The organism is Calidithermus terrae (assembly GCF_003574345.1).
GTDB lineage: Bacteria > Deinococcota > Deinococci > Deinococcales > Thermaceae > Calidithermus > Calidithermus chliarophilus.
The window spans coordinates 1-2,674 of record NZ_QXDL01000343.1; the positions used below are offsets into that span (position 1 = coordinate 1).

Sequence of the window (2,674 nt, forward strand, 5' to 3'; positions counted from 1 at the left end):
CCCCCATCCCGCTCGCCATCCAGGCCGCGCCCACCCCGACCCCCGTGCCCAGCTCGGCGATGCGCAGCTCCGGCCGGGCCGCCAACTGCCGCAACAGCCGGCCGACCTCGAGGGAGCAGGAGCGGTCGAAGCCGTGCTGGCGGGCGAGCTCGAGGGCCTGCCGCACCCGTTCGGGCACCGCGAGCGACAGCCGCTCGCGGTGGAGGCCCAGGGCCCGCAGCACCGGCCCGATCTGGCGGTCCTCGCTCCAGGGCAGGGCGTGCGGGTTGACCCACACCGCCGCGCGCCCCTCGGGGCTGGGCTCGAGCGCCTCCAGCTCGGCCAGGTAGCAGCGCTCCGGGCCCTCGCGGCCGGCGTTCTCCCACAGCAGGCCCTTCAGCCGCACCCGGGCCCCGGCCTCCTCCCAGGCCTCGCGCACGGCGGCCTGCTCGAAGCCCTCGCCGGGGTCCACGCCGCCGCCCGGGAAGGTGAAGAGGCCCTCGTGTTCGACCAGCAGCACCCGCTCCTCGTGCCACACGCACACGCAGACCCGGCCTACGCGCCCCGGGCTGGGGGAGAGGTTGGGCACGGGGCCGGTCATCGGGCCTCCTCGGGCTCGGGCCAGGCGAACTCCTCGAGGCGCCCCCGCCGCTCCTCCCACTGCCGCATCAGGGCGCGGACCTCGCGGGCGAGGTCGGGGAAGGGCTCGGCAAAGGTGCGCGAGCGGCTCCAGCGGCCCCGGTGCCCGTCGTAGTGCGACTGGGCCTGCAGGATGCGGTGGCTCCCGCCGTAGGGGTCGTCGGAGCCCCAGGCCACCGCCCCCACCTGCGCGAAGAGGATAGCCCCGCCGCACATCAGGCAGGGCTCGAGCGTGGTGTAGAGGGTCAGGGCCTCGCCCCGCCGCCTGCGCCGGTCGCCGCCTTGGGCCCTGAACCACGCCGCCGCGCCGCGCAGCGCCTCGACCTCGGCGTGGGCGGTGGGGTCGCCGGTGGGCAGCACCCGGTTGCGCCCCTCCGCGACCAGGCGGCCTTCCGCGTCGGTGAGCACCGCCCCGACGGGGTAGGTGCCTTCCTCGAGGCTCCGCCGGGCGAGCTCCACGGCCCGCTCCATCCAGCGCCGCTCGATCACAGGAACTCCCGGTACTTGTCGAGCAGGTCGGCGAGGGCCTCGCGCAGCAGGGCGGCCTCGGTGCGGCCTAAGCGCTCGGACAGCGTGGCGAGGCGGGCGAGCTGGTTCTTGGGGTAGTAGTTCGACTTCAGCACCATCTTGTCCTCCACGTAGATCGCCACCCGGCTGCGCCCCTCGCGCTTGGCCCGCAGCAGCGCCTCGTCGGCGGCCTGCAGCAGTTGCTGGGGGTCGGAGACGTGGCGGGGGAAGCTGGCGATGCCGATGGACAGCCGCACCGCCAGCGAGACCTCCCCCACGTTGTGCTTGCGGCCGGCGAGGTACTGCCGGATCTCCTCGAGCTGGATCAGCGCCTCCTCGGGGCTGGCCCCCGGCAGGGCGCAGGCGAACTCGTCCCCGCCGATGCGGGTGAGCAGGCTGCCGGGGGGGAGGCTCCCGGCCAGCGCCTTCATCACCAGCGCGATCACCGCGTCGCCCACGTCGCGCCCGTAGTTCTGGTTGACCGCCAGGAACTCGTCGATGTCGGCCACCGCCACCGAGATGGGGCCGTCCTCCTTCCAGCTCGCCAGGGTTTGATAAAAGCCCTCGCGGTCGAGCGTAGTAGCTCCGGTCATATGGCGTCCTCCCTAGTAGCGCTCACGTATATATGTTATGAGCCATATATATACGTGTCAAGCCATACGGGTGGAGCCCCTTCAAAGGGCCTGTCGCGGTTCGCCGGTACTCCGGCGCTCCTCCTCCCGGCGGTGAAACCGGCCATCGCGCAGCCGATGCAGCCCCCGCTTTGGCTTAATCATTCCGCAAACTGCTCTATACAATGGGCCTGATGCTCAGCCTCGCCCGCGTGTTCTCCGTGACCTTGCGGATCTTCGCCCACCACCCGCTGGGGGTGCTGTGGGTCACCTTCGTGGCCCTGCTCTTCAGCTTCGTCAGCTTCGGGATCCTGATCGGGCCCATGCAGGTGGGCTTCAACGCGGTGATGCTGCGCTACTTGCGCCGCGGCGAGTGGGCCCCCGAGCTGCTGTGGCAGCAGTTCCGCCGCCAGGCCTTCCTCGCGGGGTGGGTGTACCTGGCGCTGCTGCTGGTGGGGCTGGTGGTGCCGCTGCCGCTCGAGCGCTTCTCCCCGGCGGTGGCCGTGCTGCTGGGCTTCGCCGCCAACGCGGTGCTGGCGCTCTTGTGGTTTTACCCCTTCCAGTACCTCGCCGAGCGCCACATGCCCTGGACCGAGGCCGTGCGGGAGGGCTGGCACCTGATCCTACGGGCCGGGGTGCCGCGCCACGTGCTGCTGGTGCTGCTGATCCAGCTCATCAACTACGTCCCCACCGGGGCCTCCGTCCCCGTGCTCGACCTGTTCGTGCTCGTGCTGCTGGTAGGCCTCAGCGGCCTGATCGGGGTGGTGGCCTACGCCCAGCTCAACCCGGAGCCACAGGCCTGAGGGCCTGCCCCGGCGAAACGCGCGGCGGGCGAGGGTAGGGGGGCCGTCAGCGGTCAGCTTTCAGCCGTCAGCGGGAGCTGGTGGCTCGTGGTGGACCCCTCCCCAACCCTCCCCGCCAGCGGGGTGGGTATATCC

The 2,674-nt window shown here is 72.0% G+C and carries 4 protein-coding genes; 1 reads left to right on the plus strand and 3 read right to left on the minus strand.

The features are described from left to right. The 3 genes from Mterra_RS20395 to Mterra_RS20405 all read right to left on the minus strand — a co-directional run. Positions 1 to 580, minus strand: a 580-nt coding sequence (locus Mterra_RS20395; protein ID WP_119316763.1) for an NUDIX domain-containing protein, incomplete at its 3' end; no start/stop codon positions are given. Next, the gene (locus tag Mterra_RS20400) at positions 577 to 1,107 is read right to left on the minus strand and encodes a nucleoside deaminase (RefSeq protein WP_119316764.1); all 531 of its coding nucleotides are present in this window, start codon (positions 1,105 to 1,107) and stop codon (positions 577 to 579) included. The genes Mterra_RS20400 and Mterra_RS20395, both read right to left, overlap by 4 nt. Beyond that, on the minus strand, positions 1,104 to 1,718 hold the full coding sequence (locus Mterra_RS20405) for a diguanylate cyclase (protein ID WP_119316765.1): 615 nt from the start codon (positions 1,716 to 1,718) through the stop codon (positions 1,104 to 1,106). Before Mterra_RS20405 ends, Mterra_RS20400 begins: the two co-directional genes overlap by 4 nt. 212 nt (positions 1,719 to 1,930) lie before the next feature. On the opposite strand from Mterra_RS20405, the gene Mterra_RS20410 reads away from it, so the two are divergent. Further along, entirely contained in the window at positions 1,931 to 2,539 is a 609-nt protein-coding gene (locus tag Mterra_RS20410; RefSeq protein ID WP_119316766.1) for a hypothetical protein, read from the plus strand. Positions 2,540 to 2,674 lie beyond the last annotated feature (135 nt).